The organism is Streptomyces sp. NPDC033178, assembly GCF_055577685.1.
This window is the reverse complement of record NZ_JBVIPT010000006.1, coordinates 341,375-359,823: the sequence shown is the minus strand read 5'-3', so window position 1 is coordinate 359,823 and position 18,449 is coordinate 341,375. Positions and strand designations below refer to the sequence as shown.

Below are 18,449 nucleotides of genomic sequence, written 5' to 3'. Positions count from 1 at the left end.
CCGGGCCGCCGCCCCGGGTTCACTTGGTGAGCCACACCCGGCCGGTCGGCTTCGGCACGGTTCCGTTGTGGGGGCGTTCCTCGTTGGAGCCGCACATCTCGGCGTTCAGCTCCTTCACGAGCCGGTCCAGGTCGGTGGGGCGGTCCGGGCCCCACCAGTCGCCCAGGAGCTCGGCGAGGGACTCCTCGCGGGCCTTGGACAGCTTCTCGGCGGCCTCGCGGCCCTGGTCGGTCAGGACGAGGTCGAGGCCCTCCCGTACGGCGAGCTGCCGCTCCTCGACCTGGCGGGCGGCCGCGATGACGACGTGCAGGGGCACCGCGCTGCGCTCGGCGAGGACGGCGGGCTCGGCCCAGCCGTAGCGCCTGATCCGCAGCAGGAGCCAGCTCGTGGCGGGCAGCAGGTCGTACCCGGCGCGGGCGGTGATCTTCTGGTAGATCTCGCGCCGCCCCTCTCGGGTGCCGAGCACGGACAGCGCGCGGCACACCTCGTCGTACGAGGAGCGCTCCACCGGGTTGCTGGCCAGCGTCTGGGTGGCGTCGGGTGCCGTCACCGAGGCCCGCAGCCTGTCCTCGCGCAGGAACCAGGCGAGCACGAAACCGACGAGGGCGACCGGGGCCGCGTACAGGAAGACGTCCGTGATGGATGTGGAGTACGCCTCGACGACGGGCGGCCGGAGTGCGATCGGGAGGTCGGCGATGATCTTCGGGTCGGCCTTCAGCGCGTCCGTGCCGAGGCTCGGCGGGAGGTCCTGCCCCCGGAGCGCGGCGGTGAGTTCGCTGCCCAGCCTGCTCGCGAAGACCGTGCCGAAGATCGCGACGCCGAACGAGGCGCCGATGGAGCGGAAGAAGGTGGCGCCGGAGGTGGCGACGCCGAGATCCTCGTACGAGACGGAGTTCTGCACGATCAGCACGAGGACCTGCATGACCAGGCCGAGCCCCAGGCCGAACACGAGGAGGTACGAGCTCATCTCGCCCGCGGAGCTGTTCTCGTCGAGCTGGTGCAGGAGCAGCAGACCGAGCGCGGTGATGCCCGTTCCGGCGATGGGGAACACCTTCCAGCGGCCCGTGCGGCTGACGATCTGCCCGGAGACGGTCGAGGAGACGAGCAGTCCCGCCACCATCGGCAGCATGTGCACGCCCGACATGGTGGGCGAGATGCCGTGGACGACCTGGAGGAACGTCGGGAGGTACGTCATCGCGCCGAACATCGCGAAGCCGACGATGAAGCTGATCACTGCGGCGAGGGTGAAGGTGCGGATCCGGAACAGCTTCAGGGGCAGTACGGGTTCGGCGGCCCGGCGTTCGACGGCCACGAACGCCACGGCGAGGACGGCACCCAGCACGGCGAGGCCGATGATCTGCACCGAGCCCCAGGCCCAGGTGCCGCCGCCGAGCGAGGCGACGAGGACCAGACAGGTGGCGACGGCCGCGATCAGGAACGTACCGAGGTAGTCGATCGTGTGCTTCTGGGCGCGGACCGGGATGCGCAGGACGGTCGCGATGACGGCGAGCGCGACGATCCCGACGGGGAGGTTGATGTAGAAGACCCAGCGCCAGCTCAGGTGCTGGGTGAACAGCCCGCCGAGCAGCGGGCCGAGCACGCTGCTCGCGCCGAAGACCGCACCGAACAGGCCCTGGTACTTGCCCCGTTCGCGGGGCGAGACGATGTCGCCGACGATCGCCATCGACAGCACGATGAGCCCGCCGCCGCCAAGGCCCTGGAGGGCGCGGAAGGCGATCAGCTGGGGCATGTTCTGCGCCATACCGCACAGCGCGGAGCCGATCAGGAAGATCACGATGGCGGTCTGGAACAGCTTCTTGCGTCCGTACTGGTCACCGAGCTTGCCCCAGAGCGGGGTGGCGGCCGTCGAGGCGAGCAGATACGCGGTGACGACCCACGACAGGTGGTCGAGACCGCCCAGGTCGCTGACAATGGTCGGCAGCGCGGTCGACACGATCGTCTGGTCGAGCGCGGCGAGGAGTAGTCCGAGCAGCAGGGCCCCGATCGAGACGAGGACGCCGCCCTTCGGGTGCTCCTGACCGGCGGTGGCACCGCGCGAATGGTCCCGGGTGTGGCGGGCCGCCTTCGGTGTGTTCGTGCCGTTCGTGTCGTTCGCACCGTGCGCATCCTCGGCCATGAAGACCTCCCGGCCACGAGAGTCCCGTTTCCTCTTCCATCCTGGTCGGTGTGACCGGTTATGGCCTGTTGAATCCGCTACGGAGTCCGGGATTCCGGGGGTAACCGGGAGATTGTGTGGAGGGTGTCTGCATAATCGCTGGAGTTCGTACGGGGAGGAACCCACACGTGAACGACCGGAACGGTCACATATGCCCGGAATGCGGGGCGCCCTGGGAGTCGGGGGGCTCCCCCACGTGCGACTGCGGCCGCCGGGCGGCGGACGCCCTGCTGGAGACCCGCTCCGCGGAGGCCGCCGCGGCAGAGGACTTCGATCCCCTGCGCATACGCCCCTACGTGGACCTGGACCCGACGGCACCGGGAGCCACGGACCCGGCAGGCTCAGGCACTCCGGAGCAGCCGGGCGGCACGTCCGGCGCCCCTGCCGCCGACGGCACCGACCACGAGCACGGGCAGGAGCACGAGCACGGGTACGACCACGGCTACGGGTACGGGTACGGCGCGCCGTCCGAGCCGCCGCCCACGAGCGCGATGCACGACGCGACGCACGAAAGGGAGCCCGCGGACGCGGCCGCCACCGCCCGGTTGCCCCGCGCGACGGCACTGCCCCGCTCGCCCGTCCCCGACACGAGCCTCTTCGAGGAGGCCCATCGGCTGGACCCGGCCGAGGGCCCCACGGAGAGCACCGGCCGACGCCGCCGCTTCGCACTCGTCGGGGCAGGCGCCACAGCGGCGGTGGTCGCGGCGGCAGGGTTCGCGAGCGGACTGTTCTCGTACGACGCGCCGTCGCGGGAGAGCGCGGCCCCGGACGACATACGGGCGAGCGTGCCGGACACGACTCTGGACGAGCCGTCGCCGTCGGACTCCGAATCGCCCACGCGGTCGCCGTCGCCCTCACCGTCGGAGTCGAGCAGCGCAAGCACGACACCGTCACCGACGAGGTCGACGACGTCACCCACCCCGCCCCGCCCGACCGCCACGACCCGCGCCCCGTCGACAGGCGCCCCCACGCCCACGACCGGCCCGCCCTCCGCCCCACCGGAGAAGGCCGAGCCCGTGACACTGCGCCGCGGCGACGAGGGCCCCGAGGTCACCGAACTCCAGCAACGCCTCCAGCAGGTGGCCCTGTTCACGGGCACCCCCGACGGCGACTACGACAACAAAACCGAGAACGCCGTCCGCAACTACCAACTCACCCGAGGCATCAACAACGAGGACGCAGGCACCTACGACAAAGAAACCCGCACCCGCCTGGAATCAGAAACAACAGAACCGTAGAAAACGACCCCAGACCCCTGAACCCCGAAGGCCCCGGCTCCTGACAGACGGAGGGGGCCAAGTCCTGGCCTTCGAAGGCACCGGGCTCCAGTCCTTGAAGCCGCTGCCCCTTGGGCCTCGACAGCTCCGGGCTCCGGGCTCCGGGCTCCGGGCTCCGGGCTCCGGGCTCCGGGCTCCGGGCTCCGGGCTCCGGGCTCCGGGCTCCGGGCTCCGGGCTCCGGGCAGTGAAGGCATCGGACGCTGCCCTGTCAAACGGCTTGACCCCAAGCTTTCAGGGGCGCGGGGAACTGCGCAACAACCCCCACTCGGCCGAACCCGAAAGCCCACAGCCACAATCCCCACCCCCGCCCCCGCTCACCCCACCCGAAGCCGAACCTCCCCACCCCCCAAATCCTCGACCCGCACCTGCCGAAGATCCCGCACCACAACATCCGGCCGATGAAACCCGGCCCGGGGCCCGACCCCGACCACCCGCATCCCCGCGGAGCGCCCCGCCGAGATCCCCGCCCCCGAGTCCTCGAACACCACACACTCCTCAGGCGCGACCCCCAACTCGGCCGCCCCCTTCAAGAACCCCTCAGGATCCGGCTTGCTGGCCCCCACGGACTCGGCCGTGACCCGAACCTCCGGCAGCGAAAGCCCCGCCGCCCCCATCCGCGCGGTGGACAGCGCGACATCCGCGGACGTGACGAGCGCGTGCGCCACCACCCCCCGCAACGAGGCAAGAAACTCCGCGGCCCCCGGAACCGCCACGACCCCGTCCATGTCCGCCGTCTCCTCGGCGAGCATCCGCGCGTTGTCGGCGTAGTTCTGCTCCATGGGCCGGCTGGGCAGCAGCACGGCCATCGACGCGTACCCCTGCCGCCCGTGGACGACCTTCATGACCTCGTCCCCGTCGAGCCCGTGCCGGTCGGCCCAGCGGCGCCACACGCGCTCGACGACGGCGTCCGAGTTGACGAGGGTGCCGTCCATGTCCAGCAGCAGGGCACGGGCGGTCAGCACGGTTGACGCCGTCATCGGCATGCTCCAAAGCGTGGAAGAGGGGTCCCGAGCGGGGCCGTTCCGTGACCCCGGGGACAAGGCGGCCCCGCCCGCCGGTCAGGGAGTGCGGACGGGAGCCACTTTGTTCCTTCACGGTACAAAACAAGGACCCGATCCCGCTACCACCCCAGAGGCCCCATTCCGCACGAACCCACGACAAGGCGGCCGACGAAAACCCGAAAGTCCCGCCCCGCCCCTTGTTGTGTCATGACCACGTCATTAACTTCTCACCTGACGCACATCTCCCGGAAACCAACCACCGCGAGCATTCAGTAGCTCGCAGGTCAACTTCCCCCCACCCCAAGGGAGTTCGCATGCCGAAGATCTACGCGCGTCGACGGCTGAGTCTAGTGGCCGCCTTCGCCGGATTGATAGCCATGGTCGGGCTTTTCAACGGCCCGACCGCCTCCGCCGCGCTGCCCACCCCGGTCAGCGCCGCCACCGCCCGCACCTACCTCGCCTCGCTCACCGTGGCGACCGAGGACCGCACCGGCTACGACCGCGATCTCTTCAACCACTGGATCACCATCAGTGGCACGTGCAACACCCGTGAGACGGTCCTGAAGCGCGACGGCACGAACGTCGTCACCAGCTCCGCCTGCGCGGCCACCAGCGGCAGCTGGTACTCCGTCTACGACGGCGCGACCTGGACCGCCGCCTCCGACCTCGACATCGACCATCTCGTCCCGCTGGCCGAGGCCTGGGACTCCGGCGCCGACAGCTGGTCCGCGTCCACACGCCAGGCCTTCGCCAACGACCTCACCCGCCCGCAGCTCATCGCCGTCACGGACAACGTGAACCAGTCGAAGAGCGACCAGGACCCGGCCGAGTGGATGCCGTCGCGCACCGCCTACGCCTGCACCTACGTACGCGCCTGGGTCCAGGTGAAGTACTACTACGACCTCTCCGTCGACTCGGCGGAGAAGAGCAAGCTCAGTTCGGTCCTCAGCGGCTGCTGATCAGCGACCGATCCACAGCCGACCGGCAGCAGAAAGGCGGCCAACCGGCAGCAAGAGGGAAGCCGATCGCCGGCCGACGGGCAATTGGTCGGAATCGATCGGCGGCTGATCAACTGCACCATGCACGGAACCTCCCCGCTCACCTCCGTCGTTCCGTACCGTACGGGGCGACGGAGGAGAGTGATCGCGTGGCGGGACTGCGCCTGGGTCCACTGCTGAGGTACCTCGACGGCTCGTCCGCGACCATCTGGGTCGAGGCGAGCCGCCCATGCACCGCCGAGGTGCGCTGCCCGGACGGCGCGGGCGGTGAGTCCCGCACCTTCCAGATCGCGGGCCATCACTACGCCCTGATCCCGGTCACCGGACTGACCCCGGGCACGACATCCTCGTACGAGGTGCTGCTCGACGGGGCACAGGTCTGGCCGCTCCCCGACTCCCGATTCCCGCCCTCGGTCATCCACACCCCGGTGGACGACCACGAGACCGTACGGGTCTCCTTCGGCTCCTGCCGCTGGGCTGCCCCGGTCGCGGGCGAAAAGGACCCGGGAGGCCCGGACGCCCTGGACACCCTCGCGGCCCGCATCGCCGCGGACCCGGAGACCGAACGCCCGGACGTCCTGCTGCTGCTGGGCGACCAGGTGTACGCGGACGAGGTCTCGAACGCCACCCGCCGCTGGCTGGAGGCCCGCCGCGGGCTGAACGAACCGCCGGGCGCCGAGGTCGCGGACTACGAGGAGTACACGCACCTCTACTACGAATCGTGGCTCGACCCCGAGATCCGCTGGCTGCTCTCCACCGTGCCCAGCTGCATGATCTTCGACGACCACGACGTCATCGACGACTGGAACACCAGCGAGGCCTGGGTCGCCGACATGCGGGCCACGCCCTGGTGGCGCGAGCGGATCCTGAGCGGCCTGATGTCGTACTGGGTCCACCAGCACCTCGGCAACCTCCCGCCCGAGCACCTCGCCGAGGACCCCCTGTACGAAGCGGTCCGCGCCACCCCCGACGGCACGGACGCCCTGCGCACCTTCGCCGCCCGGGCCGACACCGAACCGGCCTCGGTCCGCTGGAGCTACCGCCGCGACTTCGGCCGCACCCGGCTCCTGATGGTCGACTCCCGCGCGGCCCGCGTCCTCGACGAGAAGAACCGCTCGATGCTCGACCCGGCCCAGGAGGCATGGCTGCGCGAGCAGGTACTGGAGGAACCGGGTTCGTACGACCACCTCCTCATCGGCACCTCCCTGCCCTGGCTGCTCCCCAACCTCGTGCACGACGCGGAGGGCTGGAACGCCGCGCTGTGCCGGGGCGAACGGGGCGAGCGCTGGGCCCGGTTCGGGGAGAACCTGCGGCGGGCGGCGGACCTGGAGCACTGGGCGGCGTTCCCGTCGTCGTTCGACACGCTGGCGGAGCTGATCGCCGAGGCCGGCTCGGGACCACAGGCACCGGCGACGGTGTGCGTGCTGTCCGGGGACGTGCACCACGCGTACATCGCCGAGCCGGTCTGGCGGGAGGGGCTGCAAGGACCCGACGCCCGGGTGCTCCAGCTGACCTGTTCCCCCGTCCACAACTCCATCCCGCTCTCGATAAGGCTCGGCTTCCGTTTCGGCTGGAGCGGGGTCGGCCGCGCGATCGGCCGCCGCTTCGCCCGGCACGGCAGACTCGGGCGTCCACCCGTCGACTGGCGGAAAACCGGCGGGCCCTGGTTCGGCAACCAGCTCATGACACTGACCCTGCGCGGCCGTTCGGCCCGCCTGCGACTCGACCAGGCGCGGCAGGTACGGGGCGGCACGGCCCGGCTGCGGACGGTCGTCGAATCCGAACTCAGCTGACACACGGACACGGAGAGTCACAACTCCCCCACGCGCAAGCGCTCTTCACGCGATCCGCGACGGGACGGGGCGGGGACGGGACGGGGCGGGGACGGGACGGGGGGCGCTCACGGCGACGCGCCACGCCCCGCAATTCCCCGATTGCATACGTTTATTGCCCACGATGCCCACGTTGCCCAAGTACTGTCGCGTTGCCCGTGATGCACACGCTTGTTGCCCGTGATGCTCGTGACGCATCCCACAACCGGCCCGGTTGATCCGTTCCAGGGCTCGGCTCCCGTGGCGCGCGACGGCATGATGATGCGGACCGTCCGCTTCCGGCGGACGGTGTGCTCTGCCCAGCGCCCCAGCGCCCCACCTGTCCGGGAGTCACACCTTTGTCTGCAGCGACCGCGGAGCCGACGGACCCGGCACGGACCACGGAACCGGCCAAGACCGCGGAACCGGCGGAGAGCACGGGACCGGCGGAGACCGCGAAGTCCGGGAGAGGCCGCCCCGCGTCCGTCGCGTCCGTCGCGCTCGTCGGCGCCGGGCCCCGCGGCACCAGCGTCCTGGAGCGCCTCTGCGCCTCCGCGCCAGAGCTCCTCGCACCCGGCACACATCTGACGGTCCATGTCATCGATCCGTCGCCGCCGGGCCCCGGCCGGGTCTGGCGCACCGCCCAGCCTGCCGAGCTGCTGATGAACACCGTGGCCTCGCAGGTCACCCTCTTCACCGACGACAGCGTGGACTGCTCGGGCCCGATACGCCCCGGCCCGAGCCTGCACACCTGGGCGGACGGCGAGCTGGGCCCGGACGACTATCCGACGCGCGCCCAGTACGGGCAGTACCTGGAGTGGGTCTTCGGCGAGGTGGTCCGCGGGGCACCGCCCGCGCTTCGGGTCCTGACGCACCGGGCGCGCGCGACCCGCCTCGACGAGACGGCCGACGGCCACCAGACCCTCGTACTAGACAACGGCCGCACCCTCCCGGACCTGTCTGCCGTGGTCCTGGCCCAGGGCCACCTGCCGGCCGTGGCCGACCGGGCACAGCAGCGCCTGGCCGCGTACGCCGACCGCCACGGCCTCCGCCATGTCCCGCCCGCCAACCCGGCGGACCTCGACCTCTCCTCCGTCGCCCCCGGCGAGACCGTCCTCCTGCGCGGTCTGGGCCTCAACTTCTTCGACCACATGGCGCTGTTGACGACGGCCCGCGGCGGCCGTTTCCGGCGCACCCCGGCCGGCCTGCGCTACCTCCCCTCGGGCCGGGAGCCGCACCTGCGGGCCGGGTCCCGCCGCGGTATCCCGTACCAGGCCCGCGGCGACAACGCGAAGGGCCCGTACGGGCGTCACGTGCCGCTCGTCCTCACCCCGGAGGTCATCTCCCGCTTCCGCAAGCGCGCGGACTCGGGCGACGCGCCCGACTTCCTCACGGAGATATGGCCGTTGGTGGCGAAGGAGGTCGAAACCGTCTACTACGAGGGGCTGTTGGGGTGCCCTCGGCGGCGGGAGGCCCTCGCGGAAGCCGCCCAGGACCCCATCCCGGGCCCCACCCCGGCGCCCGCCCTGGCCACCGCCCTGATACGTGGCTTCCGTGAGCGCTTCCTCTCCGTCCCCCACCGCGACCCCCAAGAGGCGGTAGTCCTGGGCGAGTTCGGGATCGCGGAGGCCGACCGCTGGTCCTGGGACCGGATCTCACGGCCGTACGGCGGTCGGGTCTTCACCGGTCCCGGTGACTTCCGGGAGTGGCTGCTGGACCATCTCCGCGAGGACGCCGCACAGGCCGCGCTCGGCAACGTCGACGGTCCCCTCAAGGCGGCTCTCGACGTACTGCGCGACCTGCGCAACGAGTTGCGGCAGATCGTCGACCACGGCGGGCTCGGCGGAGCCTCTCGCCGGGAGCACCTGGACCGCTGGTACACCCCGCTCAACGCGTTCCTCTCGATCGGCCCGCCCCGGCGCCGCATCGAGGAGATGACCGCGCTGATCGAGGCGGGCGTCCTGGAGGTGCTGGGCCCGCGGCTGGAGGTGCGGGCCGAGGGCGGGGCCTGGGTGGCGCACTCCCCCGACGTACCCGGCTCGACCGTGACGGCGACGACGCTCGTCGAGGCACGCCTGCCTGAGCCGGACCTCCGGCGGACGGCCGACGAACTCCTCGCCCGGCTCCTGAAGACGGGCCAGTGCCGCCCGCACACGGTGGACGGTTACGAAACCGGAGGGCTGGACGTAACGCAGCGCCCCTACCGCCTGATCGACCGTCAGGGACGCGTGCACGCAAGGCGGTTCGCGATCGGAGTGCCTACGGAGGGTGTGCACTGGGTGACCGCCGCCGGGGCCCGGCCCGGTGTGGACTCGGTCACGCTGTCGGACGCCGACGCGGTGGCGCGGGCAGTTCTGCGAACGGCCACGGAGCAAGCGGGACAAGGCCGGGAGGCGGATCCGGAACCCACAGCAGGCGTACAAGCATGGCCAAAAGTTGAACTTGCAAGCATCGATTAGGCAGACCTAACGTGGAGCACTCACTCGGTTCCGTCCCCCACACCGGCCCCTTTCCGGGTCCGGATCCAGACCGAAGGAGTTCTCCCCACATGACCGGACGCCTCAACAGCGCCCAGCCGTACGCCATCGGCCTGTTCCGCATGGTCATAGGCCTGCTCTTCACCTGCCACGGCGCCGTCTCGCTCCTCGGCGTACTCGGCGGACTGGACGGCAAGGGCTCCACCGTCGAGACCGGCGCCTGGCCCAACTGGTACGCGGCCGTCATCGAGCTCGTCGGCGGCAGCCTGGTCCTGCTCGGCCTCGGCACCCGCGTCGCGGCGTTCATCGCGTCGGGCGCGATGGCCTACGCGTACTTCAAGGTCCACCAGCCCGAGCACCTCTGGCCGATCAGGAACAACGGCGAGGGTGCGGCCATGTACTCCTGGTCGATGCTCCTGCTGGTCTTCACCGGCTCGGGCGCACTCGGCCTGGACCGACTGTTCAAGGGCCGCTCGTCCTCATCCGCGTCCTCGTCCTCGGACGGGGAGCGCTCCTCGGAGCCGATCACGGCCTGACACCCGCACCCGCAGGCGAGCCGTGCCCGCCCCTGCCGCATCGAGGGGCGGGCACCCGCGCCCCTAAGGGGCGCGGGGAACTGCGCGACCAGCCACGACGCACCCGCAGGCGACTCACTGGCCCCCGGCGGAGCGCTCACGCCCAGCCGAACGGCACCGTGAAGCAGGCCAACCGCACGCCCGAGCCACCCTGTTCACCGTGCAGCACAACGGACGCGGCCTCCCCGAACCGGAAGTTCCAGTCGTGCCGCGCACTCGCCCCACCCGCCCCACGTGAGTCGGCCGTGAAGTCGAGCCAGACCTCGTTGTCGGGGTTCACACTGGCGGGGTCCGTGGACGGCCGGTGCTGGTAGTGCCCGCCCGCGGCGGCCGGATCGGCGCCGCACGGCTTCCGGTGCACATGCGCGCCGTACTCGTGGCCCGCCTTCAGCCCGGTCACCCGCAGCTTCACCGTCGTGGCACCACGCTCCGCACTGCGCTGACCCACCTCGATCCACGAGCCGGCGGGCACGAGCCTCATGTCGTACGTGACGGCCGCCGACGGGACGAAGGCGCCGGGCGGGGCGAAGCGGGCGTCCGTCCGCATCGAGTACCCGTGCTTGCCGCCGGTACCGCCGTCGGCGGTCGCGCCGTGGGCACCGCCCGCGCCGGTCACGAGCGCGGCAGATGTCAACGCCACGACGACGAGACCAACCGCTCCGGTTCTTCCTGCCCGACCCGTGCGCCCTGTCCGACCTGTTCGTACTGCCGCTATTCCTGACACCATCGCCGGTTCCGCTCCTCACACCGTTGGTCGCCCCTCTCCGTTGGTACGGGACGCGGCGCGGGCCCGCCCGCCGGGAAGCGGCAGCCGGGTGAACATGATGTGGCGAACGCACGTGCCCCCTGTGGATCTCCTGTCGTACCCGAGGCGTACGCTGTATGGCTGTCACAGGCCGCTCCTGCCGCTCCCCCGCGACATCGCGGCATTCACGGCACGGTTCGGGCCTACGGGGGAGACACAGGGGAGTTCGGGTGCTTGAGAGTGTGGGGTCGCTGTCCGGCAGCCCATGGATCTACAGCCAATGGATCTATGCCGTGGTGGCTCTGTCGGTCCTGTTCGACGTCTTTCTGCCGGTACTGCCGAGCGGCGTCCTCGTCATCACCGCGGCGACGGCGGCCGCGGCCGGTACCGGTGCGGCGGCCGTGCACGTGCCGGACATCCCGACCGCGCACGTGCCGGACCTCCTCGCGCTGACCCTCTGCGCCGCGACGGCCTCGGTCCTCGGCGACCTGGTGGCGTACCGGCTGGCCTGGCGCGGCGGGGAGCGCCTGGACCGCGCCATCGCCCGCTCCCGCCGCCTGCGAGGTGCGCAGGAACGTCTCGGCGCGGCGCTCGCACGCGGCGGCGGCACCCTGGTCGTCCTGGCCCGCTTCGCGCCCGCCGGCCGCTCGGTCGTCTCGCTCGGCGCGGGCGCCGCGCACCGCCGCGTCCGCGAGTTCCTGCCGTGGTCGATCCTCGCGGGGCTCGCCTGGGCCGCGTACAGCGTCGCCCTCGGCTACTTCGGGGGCCAGTGGCTGGGCGCGACCTGGCTCGCCACCGGCGTTTCGCTGGTGGCGCTGTTCGGGGCGGGCGCGGGGGCGGCGTTCCTGATGCGACGACCGTCACCGGCACCTGTGTCGGTACCCGTACCCGTGTCGGTGCCGGCGCAAGTTCAGGTGCAGGTGCCCGAGGCGGGCCCGCGCGCCTGAGGCGTACGCGGCCTGGGCGGGAACGCCATCGGATGGGCGCGACCTCGGGTGGGCGCGCACTCGGGTGGGCGCGCCACTGAATGGTCGAACCGCCGGCAGGCCTCTCCAGCGGCTCAGCGCATCCCGGCGGCTGGCCGCCCCAGCGGCTGAGTACGCCAGGCCAGTGGCTGCGCGCCTCGGACGGTCCTCGTTCGACGGACGCCGCTCGGCAGGCCTCGTCCGACGGACGCCGGTCAGCCGGTCAGCCCGCCTGACGGCTGTGGGTCTGACGGCTGTGGGTGTGACGGCTGTCGACCTGGCGGCCGGCGGCCGTCTGTCCTCGTATCTCCAGGCCGTCCAGCAGCTCGGCCGTCGCCTCGGCGATCGCGTCGACCGCGCGGTCGAAGACCTCGCGGTTGTGCGCGGCCGGGGCGCGGAAGCCCGAGACCTTGCGGACGTACTGAAGCGCGGCGGCGCGAATGTCCTCGTCCGTGGCCTCTTCGGGCAGGACGGGCGGTCGGAGAGTCTTGATGCTGCGGCACATACGTCCAGTCTCGCGCGCGGCACTGACATCGCGCCCGGGAACGGCGGCGCCTCCACGGATCGCGGAGGAAACGCCCATGGGCATCGGCCCCGGCGCCGAGCCCCACGCCGGGCGGACGGACATCCCCACCGAGCCCCACCAAGCCCCGCGTCAGCCTTCGCCGAGGTCCACCCGCCAGTCGTTCGACGTGATCCAGTGGCCCTTCGGGTACTCGAACTCGGCCGTACCGAGCAGTTCGAATCCGGCGCTGCGGCAGACCGCGTTCGACGCGGGGTGATCCACACTCGGAAAGGCGTGAAGGTACCGGTGCTCGCCGGCAGCCCGCGCTTCCTCGACGACCACGCGGGCCGCCGCCGCGGCGAACCCGTGTCCCTGGAACTCGGGCAGGACCCCCCATCCGGTCTCCCACACCTTCCCGCCCCGCCACTCCCGCTCCCAGAAGCCGATCGAGCCCACGGTGTCGCCGGTGTCCGCCGACGTGACCCGGTACATGCACCCCGGCCCCAGGCCGACGTAACGCCGGTGCCGGTCGATGAGCTTCTCCTCGGTCTCCGGACCGCCCAAGTGCTCCGTCATCTCGGGGCTGTTGGCCCTCTGGAGAAGCCAGAAGTCGCCTTCCGCCCACGCGTGCAGTCTCACCTGCGATGTCTCTGCGCTGTCCATGGTGGCCACCCTAGGACGGGGGTCGGACAACGCCAGGAGCCCGACAGGGCACCGTGGCCGTGGAGGCGGCCGCCGCCGCGACACATTCGCGTGAAGTCCCCCAAGGAACTCGCATCCCAAAATCGAACAGGCGTAGCATTGTCGCGTGGCTACGACCTATGACTTCCCGAGTGACCTCCTGGCCGGTCAGGAGGAGCTGCATCAGGTCCGGGCCGAGCTTCTGGCCCTCCTGAAGCGCCTCCCCTGGTCGGTCGAGCCCCTGGACGGCTTCAGCGACGACCACGGCTGGCGCAAGGTGGAGCGCCCCGCCTCCCCCGGCTGGACGGCCGACGAACAGGCCGAGGTGGAGAAACTCCGCGAGCGCGAGCGCGAACTCACGGTCTTCGTGACCTGCCACCGCTTCTGGGCGGAGGTCGCGGCCGCGGAGAAGGTGGACGCGCGGATGTCGCTCAAGCACGCACGGGAGACGGAGGCACGCGTACGGGAGGCAGAGGCGGAGGGCCGCTCCGCCCCCTGAGACCTGCGACCGGCTCGGCCGTTCAGGCTCTGCCGCTCAGGCCCGCAGCGGATTGGTGCGAGTAGCCGCCAGCAGGTACCACGCCGTCGCCCCCACGTGCCGGTACGGGTAGTAGCCGAAGCCGAACCCGGTGTCGAGCGGGCTGCTCGCCGAGACGACACCGGAACGCTCGGGAAGCGCACGACCGCCGACGGTCTGCCCGGCGCCGAGCAGATCCTGAGCCCGCTCAATGCTCGCGACCAGCCGTCGGGCACGCGTCTCGTCACCGGCCCTGCTGCGGCCCCGCAGAGCGAGCGCGAGGTGAGCGGTCCCCTCGAACCACACCCCATTACGGTCGGGCTTGGGCTGGAACTCGGCGATCGGGGCGTCCTCGTTCGCCACCAGACTGGCGGAGCTGAAGGTGACGCCTTCGTACGTCTGCCCCGCGGGCACCGTGCTGTTCCGCCGCTCGGAATGGTCGACCACGGCCAGCTCAGCCGCAGCCCAATCCAAGGACCGGGAGTACGAGCGGGAGTACGAGTGGGACTCCGGCCGGGAGCCGAGGGCGAGGTGGGTCCAGGTCTGGGTGTCCTCGGGGATCGGGGACTTGTTGACCGTCACCCCGTCATTGGTGCCGGTGTAGAAGAAGCCCCCGTCCGGCTCCCACATCTTTTCGACGAAGGCCTCGGCCCGCGCACGCCGCCCCCGCCACACCCGGTCACCGGTGAGCAGGGCGAGCCGGCCGAACAGACAGACCAGATCGGTGTTGTGCTCGGTGGAGGTGAAGGGCAACTTCTCGTCGGCCCCGTTGACCCCGAACTTGTAGCCCCCGAGGGGTTCGTCGGTGCGCCCGATCCGATCGATCCACGCACCGATCCGCACGGCACCGTCAAGAAAACGGCGGGCCCCGGTCCGCCGGGCAAGGGCACTCAGCGCGATCCCCGCCCAGGCCATGTCACCCACGGCCGTCCCCGTGAACCCGAACTGCGTACCCACGTTGGCAGTTCCGTCGGCCCGCACGAATCCATCCGGCTGCAGCGACCCGTCGAAGAAGGTGTACGGCCCGACGTTGTAGGCCTGCCGCAACCTGCCGTCGTCGTACGCCGGGTCATGTTCCTGGGCGTAGAGCAACGCGTCACCGAGCGCCACGGCTCTGGCCCGCCCACCGGCGCCACCACCCGCCAGATGAGCCAGGATCGCCAGCGCGTTGTCATACGTGAACGCCGTGCTGAACAGCCCCGCCTGATCGCTGTAACTCTGCGTCAGCCGAACACTCCCATGATCCGGATAGCCATCCATGGCAGCACCCAAAAACCCGTGCCCACGCCGCTGAGCGGAACCCCCGGAGGCATGCGCCACCCCGGAACCAACCGCGACGACCCCCGCGGCACCGACACCGAGCCCGGCACCGATGAGCGCACGACGACTGAACGCCGAACCTTGCCTGCCGACCATGACTCTCCCTGGAAACGTACGAGACGAACGTACGAGGAGCACCCGCCCTGAGAGCGCTCTCAAGAGTGCGCGCTCATTGTGCTGACACAGAGGGCCGGGGTCAACGCCCCTGTCACACGCACCTGTTGAGACCCGGTCGACTCAGGACAAGTCACACAACTCACCTGCGCCGAGCCTCCGTTGACCACATCGAACGCCACGGGCGATGCTCCATGACGCATGGCGCACCGCAGCACCGAGGGATTCCCGACCGAGACTGGAAGAGAATGCTGTCGATCACCATTTCGACCATCGCAGTCACCCTTAGCCTCATCTCGCTCTTCATCAGCAGACGCAAGGACCAACGAGACGTGTTCCTGAAACTCCACGAGCTCCTGATCAGTCCTGATCTGCAGAACGGCAGACGAGTCCTGTTCGAACTGCACGCGCGAGCCGGTCGAATCGAGGATCTGAGCGAGCCCGACTACGCCAGCGCGAATCGGGCGCTGTCGGCGCTGGATGCCGCGGGCCTCTATTGCCACAAGAAATATGTGAGCGAAAAGGAAATACTCGACCTCTGGGCGCCCTCCCTGACCAGAATGAAGTACGCCTCCAGGACATTCCTTCAACACCGAGACGCCTTCTGGCCGGGCATCCCCACATGGCCGTACTACCGACGCCTGGCCGACAACGCGGAGCGGCACCTCAGATCCCAGGGCATAGACATCGAGCAGTTCGTCGCCCCGATACCCGCTCGCCCGCCGAGCCCCTCGGACCCCGCGTAGCCTCCTGCCACCGGCGCCCCGCTCCCGATCCGCCCAAAACGACCAAGGCCCAGGTCCCCGGATTCACACCGGTGGACCTGGGCCTCGTTCATGTCCTGAGACTGGTGGGCGCGGACGGTTTCGAACCGCCGACATCCGCCTTGTAAGGGCTCACCTCGATAAACGCAGGGTTTCCGAGCCTCGCCGAGACTCGCCGAGTTTCGAGCGCGACCCTCGCGAGACCCCTCGTCGGAACTCGCCGAGACTCGCCGGAACTCACCGAGGGGGCGTTGTGGACTCTTTGTGGATTCCGGCCCTAAACGATCACTGCACGGCGCGGAGTCCACTTTCCTCCCCATTCAGCGCGGCACGCACGTTCTCACGGGCGCCCTCGCTCTCGTGGGTGTAGAGCCACGTCACCTTGCCCCCGCGCTTCTGCCCGAGGAACGCCTGCGTGTCCCGCTCCTTCACGCCCGCGTGGTGCAGCCGACTGCTCACGTCGTGCCGATACTCGTAGATCCGGGGCCACCACTGCGAGCGCCCGGTCTCCGGGTCGACGAACTCCCGCGACACTCCGGCCTGATCGCACGCCTTCCGCCATGGCCGGCGGAGGTTGTTCTCGTTGAGCGCCGCGCCCCTCGGACCACGGAGCACAAGCTCCTCAAGGTGGAGGTCGAACCCGTCACCGATCGCGGAGCGCGTCCGCAGCGGCTTCCACTTCTGCTTCATGAACAGGTAGGCGCCCCACGCTCGATCGGTCAGGGGCACACCCCTGAACCCGGCGTCCGTCTTGGGAGCCGCCTGGCGACGCAGGCGCCCGCCATCGAGGATGAGGATCTCCTTGATGTAGGCGATGCGCTCTCCCTCGTCGATGCAGTGCTCGCGGAGGCCGGCGTACTCCCCCGGTCGCATGCCGGTCTCGTTGGCCCAGTCCCGGAAGATCACTTGGTAGTACGAGGGCAGTGCCGCGTGGATGAGCGTGTACTGAGCCTCGGTCGGTGGTTTGAGGTCGTCGGGATGCTTGACGATCTTCGCGGCCGTGGGCTCCAGGTGGGCCGCAGGGTTGGACGTGATCCGCTCGCCGTCCTTGATGGCCGCGTCCAGGAGCGCGACGAGCAGCTCCTTGGTCTTCTTCTGGGTCTCGTAGCCCTTCACGTCGCGGGTGAGCCACTGCTGAAGGGCCATGTACTCCAGGTCGATCAGCCGATACTCGCTCCACTTGGGCTCGATGTGGGCCCGCCACACGCCCGACTTCCGGTTCCTCGTGGTGGGTCGGCCCTTCTTCTGCTCGACCTCCCAGAACTCGGCCCACCACTTTCCCAGCGTGATCTTTCCTCGCTCGGGGTCGCGGTAGGTGCGTTGGCGGACGGCTGTCCGTGTCTCGTCGAGGAAGGCCTCCGCGGCGGCTTTGCCTCCGTCCTTGATTGGGAAGTTCCTGGACTTCTGCCTCCCGGTCGGATCCCGGTACCGGGCCTGCCAGGATCCGACGCAGTCACGCCGGGGCCGGCGCTCGCCGTACTCGTCTGGTGGGTACTCCTCCAGGCACAGGGCGCAGCCGCACACCTTGCTGCGGACCTGGCGGGGGTTGTTCGCGGCCCTACGCGGCATGGCGCCTCGTTTCCGCCATGGCGTTCTTGGGCCTCGGGCTACGCGCCAAGGTTGATCACCTCGTCGTTCCTTCGCTGCTGAGGTATGTAGGCGAGGAGTTTGATGAACTCCCCGCACCAGCACCGTGCGCCGTCCTCGTCCTGCTCGATGTCGAGCTCGGTGAGTACAGCGCGGACGGCTCGAAGGGCGAAGTTGCCCTTCAGCTCGCCTGGAATGGTGATCAGTTGGCGGGACGCGTCCCACGGCTCGTCGAGCTGGTGGCGCGGTACGTACTGGACGCGGATGCACATAGCGGCTCCCCCGGATACACGTGTGGCTATCGAGGGCCAAAGGGGGAGGACATCGGCCGTGTGCTCGAAACTACCCCGTGTTGGTGGAATATGCGACCACTCTGCGCCAGTTCTGTACGCGGAACCTAACCGTGAGTGATTGAGTCCGTTTAACGGAGACCAGCGACCCCAAGCGAGGGTTGTACGCGGCTTTATGACGCTATGTCAGTTCTGCTCGCGGTTGCTGTCCGCGAGCGCCTTCCCCTGAATCAACATGATCTCCTGCTGCTCTTCCGTCAGCTGGTCGAAGATGTCGAGGACCCGCTCCCTGCGGTCAGGTGTCAGTGGCGCCGACGGCTTGCGACCGACCGCTTCAGTCAGGCGCTTGACCGTGTACTTCGGGTAGGCCTCAGCGATCGTCCTGATCGTGTCGTTGCGCGGGGTTCGCCTCCCGCGCAGCCAGAGGCTCACCGTGGAAGGGGAGCCCTCGATGGCTCGCGCGATGTCGCTTTGGCTGACGTGGTACTCATCCATCAGCTCAGCGAGCACCTCCGCGAACGTCTCGCCGGGCTGCTCCTGATTCTCCACGCGCTAAGGGTGCCCTTCGCCATCTACTTTTTGCAAGCAAAAGTAGAAGCATGGCGCGAACGTTCGCAGCGCGCGACCTCCCCGCCACGCGCCGTG

17 protein-coding genes are annotated in these 18,449 nt (G+C 70.0%); 8 read left to right on the top strand and 9 right to left on the bottom strand.

Features of this window, described 5'->3' with window-relative positions; all coding sequences use genetic code 11:
• Nucleotides 1-19 precede the first annotated feature (19 nt).
• On the bottom strand, nucleotides 20-2,137 hold the full coding sequence (locus tag ACZ5VQ_RS17905; RefSeq protein WP_469105713.1) for an MDR family MFS transporter: 2,118 nt from the start codon (nucleotides 2,135-2,137) through the stop codon (nucleotides 20-22).
• 167 nt (nucleotides 2,138-2,304) lie between these two features.
• On the opposite strand from ACZ5VQ_RS17905, the gene ACZ5VQ_RS17900 reads away from it, so the two are divergent.
• Nucleotides 2,305-3,414, top strand: a complete 1,110-nt coding sequence (locus tag ACZ5VQ_RS17900; protein WP_469105712.1) for a peptidoglycan-binding domain-containing protein — start codon at nucleotides 2,305-2,307, stop codon at nucleotides 3,412-3,414.
• Nucleotides 3,415-3,768: 354 nt separating this feature from the next.
• Here the strand turns inward: ACZ5VQ_RS17900 and ACZ5VQ_RS17895 are convergent, their stop codons facing one another.
• Nucleotides 3,769-4,437, bottom strand: a complete 669-nt coding sequence (locus ACZ5VQ_RS17895) for an HAD family hydrolase (protein ID WP_469105711.1) — start codon at nucleotides 4,435-4,437, stop codon at nucleotides 3,769-3,771.
• 332 nt (nucleotides 4,438-4,769) lie between these two features.
• On the opposite strand from ACZ5VQ_RS17895, the gene ACZ5VQ_RS17890 reads away from it, so the two are divergent.
• From ACZ5VQ_RS17890 to ACZ5VQ_RS17875, 4 genes are all read left to right on the top strand, one after another.
• Nucleotides 4,770-5,414 carry an HNH endonuclease family protein gene (locus tag ACZ5VQ_RS17890; protein ID WP_189838102.1) on the top strand — a complete coding sequence of 215 codons (645 nt, stop codon included), beginning with the start codon at nucleotides 4,770-4,772 and terminating at the stop codon, nucleotides 5,412-5,414.
• A gap of 188 nt (nucleotides 5,415-5,602) precedes the next feature.
• Nucleotides 5,603-7,246 carry an alkaline phosphatase D family protein gene (locus tag ACZ5VQ_RS17885; RefSeq protein WP_469105710.1) on the top strand — a complete coding sequence of 548 codons (1,644 nt, stop codon included), beginning with the start codon at nucleotides 5,603-5,605 and terminating at the stop codon, nucleotides 7,244-7,246.
• A gap of 551 nt (nucleotides 7,247-7,797) precedes the next feature.
• Entirely contained in the window at nucleotides 7,798-9,723 is a 1,926-nt protein-coding gene (locus tag ACZ5VQ_RS17880) for an FAD/NAD(P)-binding protein (protein WP_469105807.1), read from the top strand.
• Nucleotides 9,724-9,812: 89 nt separating this feature from the next.
• Nucleotides 9,813-10,277 carry a DoxX family protein gene (locus ACZ5VQ_RS17875; protein WP_469105709.1) on the top strand — a complete coding sequence of 155 codons (465 nt, stop codon included), beginning with the start codon at nucleotides 9,813-9,815 and terminating at the stop codon, nucleotides 10,275-10,277.
• Nucleotides 10,278-10,413: 136 nt separating this feature from the next.
• On the opposite strand, the gene ACZ5VQ_RS17870 is transcribed toward ACZ5VQ_RS17875, so the two are convergent.
• Entirely contained in the window at nucleotides 10,414-10,956 is a 543-nt protein-coding gene (locus tag ACZ5VQ_RS17870) for a superoxide dismutase family protein (protein ID WP_469105708.1), read from the bottom strand.
• Between the two features lie 335 nt (nucleotides 10,957-11,291).
• On the opposite strand from ACZ5VQ_RS17870, the gene ACZ5VQ_RS17865 reads away from it, so the two are divergent.
• On the top strand, nucleotides 11,292-12,008 hold the full coding sequence (locus ACZ5VQ_RS17865; RefSeq protein WP_469105707.1) for a DedA family protein: 717 nt from the start codon (nucleotides 11,292-11,294) through the stop codon (nucleotides 12,006-12,008).
• A 241-nt stretch (nucleotides 12,009-12,249) separates the two neighbouring features.
• Here the strand turns inward: ACZ5VQ_RS17865 and ACZ5VQ_RS17860 are convergent, their stop codons facing one another.
• On the bottom strand, nucleotides 12,250-12,531 hold the full coding sequence (locus tag ACZ5VQ_RS17860) for a DUF2277 domain-containing protein (protein WP_469105706.1): 282 nt from the start codon (nucleotides 12,529-12,531) through the stop codon (nucleotides 12,250-12,252).
• 150 nt (nucleotides 12,532-12,681) lie between these two features.
• The gene (locus ACZ5VQ_RS17855; protein ID WP_469105705.1) at nucleotides 12,682-13,194 is read right to left on the bottom strand and encodes a GNAT family N-acetyltransferase; all 513 of its coding nucleotides are present in this window, start codon (nucleotides 13,192-13,194) and stop codon (nucleotides 12,682-12,684) included.
• 145 nt (nucleotides 13,195-13,339) lie between these two features.
• Here ACZ5VQ_RS17855 and ACZ5VQ_RS17850 point away from each other — a divergent pair, with 145 nt between their 5' ends.
• Nucleotides 13,340-13,711: a hypothetical protein gene (locus ACZ5VQ_RS17850; protein WP_469105704.1), complete on the top strand. Its 372-nt coding sequence runs from the start codon at nucleotides 13,340-13,342 to the stop codon at nucleotides 13,709-13,711.
• Nucleotides 13,712-13,747: 36 nt separating this feature from the next.
• Here ACZ5VQ_RS17850 and ACZ5VQ_RS17845 read toward each other — a convergent pair whose 3' ends face one another.
• A complete protein-coding gene (locus tag ACZ5VQ_RS17845; protein WP_469105703.1) occupies nucleotides 13,748-15,145 on the bottom strand; it encodes a Tat pathway signal sequence domain protein in 1,398 nt (465 codons plus the stop codon).
• 266 nt (nucleotides 15,146-15,411) lie between these two features.
• Here ACZ5VQ_RS17845 and ACZ5VQ_RS17840 point away from each other — a divergent pair, with 266 nt between their 5' ends.
• Entirely contained in the window at nucleotides 15,412-15,909 is a 498-nt protein-coding gene (locus ACZ5VQ_RS17840) for a hypothetical protein (RefSeq protein ID WP_469105702.1), read from the top strand.
• A gap of 303 nt (nucleotides 15,910-16,212) precedes the next feature.
• On the opposite strand, the gene ACZ5VQ_RS17835 is transcribed toward ACZ5VQ_RS17840, so the two are convergent.
• From ACZ5VQ_RS17835 to ACZ5VQ_RS17825, 3 genes are all read right to left on the bottom strand, one after another.
• Nucleotides 16,213-17,496, bottom strand: a complete 1,284-nt coding sequence (locus ACZ5VQ_RS17835) for a tyrosine-type recombinase/integrase (protein WP_469105701.1) — start codon at nucleotides 17,494-17,496, stop codon at nucleotides 16,213-16,215.
• 38 nt (nucleotides 17,497-17,534) lie between these two features.
• Nucleotides 17,535-17,786: a hypothetical protein gene (locus ACZ5VQ_RS17830; protein WP_469105700.1), complete on the bottom strand. Its 252-nt coding sequence runs from the start codon at nucleotides 17,784-17,786 to the stop codon at nucleotides 17,535-17,537.
• A 204-nt stretch (nucleotides 17,787-17,990) separates the two neighbouring features.
• Entirely contained in the window at nucleotides 17,991-18,353 is a 363-nt protein-coding gene (locus ACZ5VQ_RS17825; RefSeq protein ID WP_469105699.1) for a helix-turn-helix domain-containing protein, read from the bottom strand.
• Nucleotides 18,354-18,449 lie beyond the last annotated feature (96 nt).

Bases quoted from the DNA above. Each gene is read 5' to 3' on its own strand.
- ACZ5VQ_RS17905 (WP_469105713.1), bottom strand. From the start codon at position 2,137: ATGGCCGAGGATGCGCACGGTGCGAACGACACGAACGGCACGAACACA.
- ACZ5VQ_RS17895 (WP_469105711.1), bottom strand. From the start codon at position 4,437: ATGCCGATGACGGCGTCAACCGTGCTGACCGCCCGTGCCCTGCTGCTG.
- ACZ5VQ_RS17890 (WP_189838102.1), top strand. From the start codon at position 4,770: ATGCCGAAGATCTACGCGCGTCGACGGCTGAGTCTAGTGGCCGCCTTC.
- ACZ5VQ_RS17875 (WP_469105709.1), top strand. From the start codon at position 9,813: ATGACCGGACGCCTCAACAGCGCCCAGCCGTACGCCATCGGCCTGTTC.
- ACZ5VQ_RS17860 (WP_469105706.1), bottom strand. From the start codon at position 12,531: ATGTGCCGCAGCATCAAGACTCTCCGACCGCCCGTCCTGCCCGAAGAG.
- ACZ5VQ_RS17855 (WP_469105705.1), bottom strand. From the start codon at position 13,194: ATGGACAGCGCAGAGACATCGCAGGTGAGACTGCACGCGTGGGCGGAA.
- ACZ5VQ_RS17845 (WP_469105703.1), bottom strand. From the start codon at position 15,145: ATGGTCGGCAGGCAAGGTTCGGCGTTCAGTCGTCGTGCGCTCATCGGT.
- ACZ5VQ_RS17840 (WP_469105702.1), top strand. From the start codon at position 15,412: ATGCTGTCGATCACCATTTCGACCATCGCAGTCACCCTTAGCCTCATC.
- ACZ5VQ_RS17835 (WP_469105701.1), bottom strand. From the start codon at position 17,496: ATGCCGCGTAGGGCCGCGAACAACCCCCGCCAGGTCCGCAGCAAGGTG.
- ACZ5VQ_RS17830 (WP_469105700.1), bottom strand. From the start codon at position 17,786: ATGTGCATCCGCGTCCAGTACGTACCGCGCCACCAGCTCGACGAGCCG.